At 65.3% G+C, this 5,656-nt stretch carries 6 protein-coding genes and 1 pseudogene; 3 read left to right on the top strand and 4 right to left on the bottom strand.

Going from position 1 to position 5,656, the window contains the following annotated elements:
• From EN884_RS23430 to EN884_RS23420, 3 genes are all read left to right on the top strand, one after another.
• Nucleotides 1-1,050, top strand: a 1,050-nt coding sequence (locus EN884_RS23430) for a sugar ABC transporter ATP-binding protein (RefSeq protein WP_164895119.1), incomplete at its 5' end; no start/stop codon positions are given.
• A complete protein-coding gene (locus tag EN884_RS23425) occupies nucleotides 1,047-2,363 on the top strand; it encodes an ABC transporter permease (RefSeq protein ID WP_013528456.1) in 1,317 nt (438 codons plus the stop codon). The genes EN884_RS23430 and EN884_RS23425, both read left to right, overlap by 4 nt.
• A complete protein-coding gene (locus tag EN884_RS23420; RefSeq protein ID WP_013528455.1) occupies nucleotides 2,360-3,328 on the top strand; it encodes a substrate-binding domain-containing protein in 969 nt (322 codons plus the stop codon). Before EN884_RS23425 ends, EN884_RS23420 begins: the two co-directional genes overlap by 4 nt.
• A gap of 42 nt (nucleotides 3,329-3,370) precedes the next feature.
• On the opposite strand, the gene EN884_RS23415 is transcribed toward EN884_RS23420, so the two are convergent.
• The 4 genes and pseudogenes from EN884_RS23415 to EN884_RS23400 form a co-directional block, all read right to left on the bottom strand.
• Complete coding sequence (locus EN884_RS23415; protein WP_063169733.1) at nucleotides 3,371-3,832, bottom strand: MarR family transcriptional regulator; 462 nt, start codon at nucleotides 3,830-3,832, stop codon at nucleotides 3,371-3,373.
• The gene (locus tag EN884_RS23410) at nucleotides 3,829-4,413 is read right to left on the bottom strand and encodes an amino acid synthesis family protein (RefSeq protein ID WP_013528453.1); all 585 of its coding nucleotides are present in this window, start codon (nucleotides 4,411-4,413) and stop codon (nucleotides 3,829-3,831) included. Before EN884_RS23410 ends, EN884_RS23415 begins: the two co-directional genes overlap by 4 nt.
• Nucleotides 4,406-5,290, bottom strand: a complete 885-nt coding sequence (locus EN884_RS23405) for a thiamine biosynthesis protein ApbE (protein WP_063169734.1) — start codon at nucleotides 5,288-5,290, stop codon at nucleotides 4,406-4,408. Before EN884_RS23405 ends, EN884_RS23410 begins: the two co-directional genes overlap by 8 nt.
• Nucleotides 5,290-5,656 (bottom strand): annotated as a pseudogene (locus EN884_RS23400) (6-hydroxynicotinate reductase); the annotation flags it as partial. The pseudogene EN884_RS23400 and the gene EN884_RS23405, both read right to left, overlap by 1 nt.

The following is a 5,656-nucleotide window of genomic DNA, read 5'->3' as shown; positions in this document are numbered from 1 at the left end:
CTGATCATGGACGAGCCGACCTCGGCGCTGTCGCCGGCCGAATGCCAGCGGCTGTTCCGCATCATCCGCCAGCTTGCCGAGAGCGGTGTCGCCATCGTCTACATCTCGCACCGCATCGACGAGGTCATGCATCTGGCCAGCCGCGTCACCGTGTTTCGCGACGGCCGCCATGTACTGACCGAGCCGATGGCCAGGCTGGACGAAGATGCGATCATTTCGGCGATGGTCGGACGCAACCTGCTCGCTTCCTCCCAGGAAGAGCGCCACTCCGGCGGCAACATTGTGCTTTCGGTCGAAAACCTGTCGCTGTCGAAGCCCGATGCGCATGGCTGGCGCACGGTGATCGACGGCGTTGGCTTCGATCTTGCCGCCGGAGAGATCCTCGGCATTGGCGGGCTGCTGGGTTCGGGCCGAACCGAGATCCTGGAGGCGATCTTCGGCTCGAGCGATGGCCGCACCGGTGGCGAAATCCAGGTCGACGGCCGGCCTGTGGATATCCGTTCGCCCCGCGACGCAAGGCGGCTGGGCATTGCACTGGTCACCGAGGACCGCAAGACGCAAGGCCTGCATCTGCAGGCTTCGATCGCAGACAATGTCGCGCTGCCGCTGGTCGGGTCGCTGGCCCGCTTCGGCATCCGCTCGCTGGCCGCCGAGCAGGGGCTGGCGCGGCAGGCGGTCAAGGCGCTCGGCATCCGCTGCCGGGACATCGACCAGCCTGCCGGCACGCTGTCCGGCGGCAACCAGCAGAAGGTCGTCATCGGCAAGTGGCTGGCGACCAGGCCAAGGGTGCTGTTGCTGGACGAGCCGACGCGCGGCATCGATGTCGGCGCCAAACGCGAGATCTACGACCTGATCTTCAAGCTGGCGCGCGATGGACTGGCCATCTCCGTCATCAGCTCCGAACTGCCGGAGCTTTTGCATCTCTCCGACCGCATCCTGGTGATGGCCGATGGCCGCCAGACAGGCATTCTTTCCCGCGATGCGGCCAGCGAGGAGGCCATCATGCGTCTCGCCGCCCCGCGCAGGACCATATCGAGACCAGCCGCATGACTGCCCTGAAACTCCTGTCCCGTACCAAGCTCTATTGGGGCCTGATCGCCATCTTCCTGATCGGCGTGCTGGGCTCGCCGATGAGTTCCAAGGGCAACAACATCTTCCTCTCCTACGGCAACCTGCTCGACGTGCTGCGCCAGGTCTCGACCACCGGGCTGATCGCCACCGGCATGACGGCTGTCATCATCACCGGCGGCATCGATCTCTCCGTCGGCTCGCTGATGGCCATCTGCTCGGTGGTCTGTGCCATGCTGCTGACGGTCCCAGGCGTGACGCCGGGCGTCGTGCTGGGCGTGCCGACCGTCGCGCTGGTGGCGCTTTGCCTCGGTTTCGTCGTCACCCGCTTCATCTTCCAGAACCTGGCAAAGTCCCGTGCCGGCGCCGATCTCGTCCGCGAGATCAGGCTGGACGGGATTCGCGGCCTGATCACGCCCGCCGTCGTCGGCGTGGTCTTGTGCTGCCTGTCGCTGTGGTTTCTGCTGCCGCAGATCGAGCCGAAATTCGGCGTGCTCGGCGTGCTGCTGGTGGCGCCGTGCGTTGGTTTGCTGTTCGGCGCGCTCAACGGCTTCATCATCGTTGCCGGACGGCTGCAGCCCTTCATCGTCACCCTGGCTATGATGGTGACGGCGCTCGGCATCGCACGGCTGACCGCCGGCCAGAACAATGCGGTGCTGCCGGTCTATACCGGCTCCAACGCCACCGCCGATTTCGAGATCCTGCGCTCGCTGGTGTTCGGCATCATCCCGATGCCGGGCCTGTTCTTCCTCGGCGCCATCGTGATCTACGGCGCGGTGCTGCGCTTCACGCCGTTCGGCCGCTATGTCTATGCCATCGGCGGCAACGAGGAGGCGGCGCGCCTCTCCGGCATCGCCGCCGGCCGCGTCAAGATCGCCACCTATGCCGTCTCCGGGCTGCTCGCCGGCATTGCCGCCGTGCTCTATGTCGCGCAGTACCGGCAAGGCAAGCCGGATGCCGGCGCCGGGCTGGAGCTCGACGCCATTGCCGCTGTGGTCATAGGCGGCACCAGCCTGATGGGCGGGCGCGGCAGCCTCATCGGCACGTTCTGCGGCGTGCTGATCTTCGGTCTGCTCTCCAACATCCTGCAGCTCCACAACATCAATTCGAACCTTCAGCTGGTGCTGAAGGGGATGATCATCATCGGCACCGTGCTCGTGCAGGAGCGCAATGCCGGTGATCTCCTGGCCTATCTGCGCCTGCCCGGCGGGCAATCGGCGCACAAGGAAACGGCCGCGGCAAAGCGGCCGTCGCAAGAGACACCGTCTCTCAATCTCGGAGGAAACAAAAAATGAAACGACGTGACATGCTGAAGCTTGCCGCCGTGACCGCGGCACTGCTGACCACCACCGCGCTGCTGACCACCGGCAATGCCTATGCCCAGGACAAGAAGTGGAAGATCGGCTTCTCGCAGGTGACGACCATCGAGCCCTGGCGCGCGCAGTTCAACAAGGACATCCTGGCCGAAGCCGCCAAGCACCCCGAGGTCGAGCTGATCATCACCGACGGCGAGGACAAGACCGAAAAGCAGGTCGCCGATGTCGAGAACCTGATCCGCCAGGAGGTCGATGCGCTGTTGGTGTCACCGAAGGAATCGGCCGGCCTGACCGGCGTCGTGCAGCAGGCGATCGACGCCAAGATCCCGGTCTTCGTGCTCGACCGCAATGTCGACACCAAGGACTACACGCAGTTCGTCGGCGGCGACAACGCGCTGATCGGCCGCGCGGCCGGCGAATATGCCGTCGAACTGCTGGGCGGCAAGGGCAAGGCTGCAGGCAATGTCGTCGAGATCTGGGGCGGCATGGGCACCCAGCCGGCGCATGACCGCCATGACGGCTTTCACGAATTCACCGACAAGGAGCCGGGCATCAAATATCTGCTCGACCAGCAATCGGGCGACTGGAAGCAGGACCAGGCCTACAATCTGATGGCCAACGCGCTGAAGAGCAACGAGAAGATCGATCTCGTCTACGGGCACAACGACCCGATGGCCTATGGCGCCTATCTCGCCGCCAAGGATGTCGGCCGCGAGAAGGACATCAAGTTCATCGGCATCGACGGCCTGCCCAATGAAGGCGTGCAGATGGTGAACAAGGGCGAGCTGACGGCGACCTTCACCTATGTCACTCCCGGTGCCGAAGGCCTGCGCCAGGCGATCAAGTTCCTCAACGGCGAGAAAGTCGAAAAGACCATTACCCTGCCAACCGAGAAGATCACCAAGGAAAACGCCGCCCAGGTGCTGAAGGACAACGGCCTCTGAGGCAAACTTCCTGCCGGGTGCCTCCTTTGGCGCCCGGCGGGTCTAAGCCAGCTTCACCAGCAGCTTCATGAAGGTGGTGATCTCCTTGGCCGAGAGCGGCGCCAGCGTCTCCTTTGTGATCTCGCGCGCCAGCGGGATCAGGCGCTCGATGGCATCGCGGCCTGCCGCGGTCAGATTGACCAGCAGCCGTCTTTTGTCGACCTCGTGCCTGGAAAGCTCGACCAGGCCGCGCGCCTTCAGCCGGTCGATGACGCCCTTCACCGTCGCCGCATCCATCGCGATCAGCGTGCCGAGCTGGTTCTGCGAGGTCTCGCCGACGTCACGCAGCTTGGCCAACGCCGCGAATTGCGGCGGCGTCAGATCGCCGATATGCGCGGCAAAGATCGCGACATGGCGCTGATGCGCCTTGCGCAGGATGAAGCCGACCTGCTCCTGCAGGAGGTAATCCTGGTCGTCCGGCGCCTCGACCTCGACCAGCTTGAGCAGATTGTCCTCGCCGCTCACCGCAGCCCATCCCAGGCTTTGATGTCATCGGCCGCGAGACCACCCATGCGATCGTGGATGCGCGGGCCACAAGTCATGGCGAGGCAGAACAGGATCTCGTCGGGGCACGGACCATCGGACATGCCGACTTCCATGGCGTCGAAATGGCTGCGCACATAGGCGGCGTTGATGTGGCCGAGCGGCACGTCGAGCTTCGAACCGAAAGCGCCGACCTTCTTGGCCGACGGCACGATCGCCTTGGCGTCGCCGAGCCGCTCGCGCATGGCGTAGCCGCCGGGCACATGCCAGAGGGCGCCGTGTTCCAGCTCACCTGCGGTGCCGACAATGGCGCCTTTGCCGTAGCCGTCGATCTGCTTGACGTCGCCGCCGAGCGCCGCGATCAGCCGGTCGGCGAGCAGCAGGCCGAGCGGCTTGAGATCGTCCATGGCGCTCTGCAGCTCCTCGACATAGCGCCCGGCGAACGGGTTCTTTACCAGCGCCATGGCGGCGGCACGGCGGCGCGGCACCTTGGCCACCGGCCCGCCCTCGTGAAAGATCTCTTCGGTCAGAACCGCGATCTTGCGGATCGGAAACTCAGGCATGGGCAACTTCCTCCCTCGAAGTTTCGTTGGGCGCGGCAAGCGCAACCGAGCCACTGATGCGGATCTCGCCGCCGAGAAACAGCGCCGACCCGGCAATAAGCCCCCGCCGGCGAAAATCTTCGGCGACGGCAAGGCCATTGTCCAGCGCGCGCGCCACTTCGCCAAGGGCAAGCGTGCCGACGCCTTGCGTCACCAGCCGCGAGCCGAGATCGCTGTCGGGCGACAGTTCGTGTGCGGAAATGCGCTTGATGGCGGGATTGCCGGGCAGGTCCACCGCGTTGGCGATGAGCGTCGCCGCCGCATCGGCTTCGGCGCCGGTCCGCGCCAGAACGGTGACGGCGTCGGCAATGCCAAGCGAGAAGGAGCGGCCACGCCAACCGCTGGTGGCGACGCCGCGAACGCCATCTTCCGCGCGGATCGTGATCCGGTCGGTCATGCCGTTGCCGGTACCGGCAACCGCCAGACCCATCGACTGGCCCTTGCCGATATGGAGCGCGCAGTCGCCGCCATTGTTGACATAGGCGCGCTCGATCTTGCGACCGGCAAGCAATGCGGCGAGCATTTCGTCGGCTACCGATCCCGCGACGGCCGCCATCGGAGTTATAAAGCATTCCGCCAGGGGCATGACGGCTGCCTCCATGCGGCGCGCCGTCGGGCCGGCGAAGGTGCGCGGCGCCAGGAAAAACGCCGGCAGCCGCAATTCGGGGAGTTCCTCGACCAGCTCCACCAGGATCGTCTGGAACCGCGCTATGGCCTGTTCATAGGCTCGGCGGCATTCATCCGCCTCACCAAAAACCTCGACGATCAGGTCGATCGGCCCGTGGTTGAGATGCAGCCGCTTGCCGTCCTGCAGCCAATGGGCTTGCGGGCCTTGCATCACCCGGCCCCGTTCGAGCCGGCACGACGTAGCTGCGCGAGTGGCGGCCATGGATTGTTGGTTTCGGCGCCTGTGCCGCGGCGCGGATTCAGGTACTCACCGCCTTTTGCGACAATATCCTCGACGCTGCGGATCTCGGCCTCGTACCCGCCGAGCCTGACATAGTCGTCGCGGCGCAGCGTGAATTCGATCGGCGCCACCAGCGCCGGTGTAGGCACATAGCCGAAGGCGCCTTCCGGCACCCGTGTGACATCGACCATCAGGGTGATGCCGCCGCCCGGCCAGACATAGACCGGCGCACCGCCGACCGTGACATAGGTGGTCAGGCCCTGAACCGAGCGGGTGAGATTGACCGGGTTTTCGGTG

The organism is Mesorhizobium sp. M7A.F.Ca.AU.001.01.1.1, from assembly GCF_004022735.1.
GTDB classification, from domain to species: Bacteria; Pseudomonadota; Alphaproteobacteria; order Rhizobiales; family Rhizobiaceae; genus Mesorhizobium; species Mesorhizobium ciceri.
Note: the sequence above shows the minus strand (reverse complement) of the source record. Positions and strands in the feature narration are given on the sequence as shown.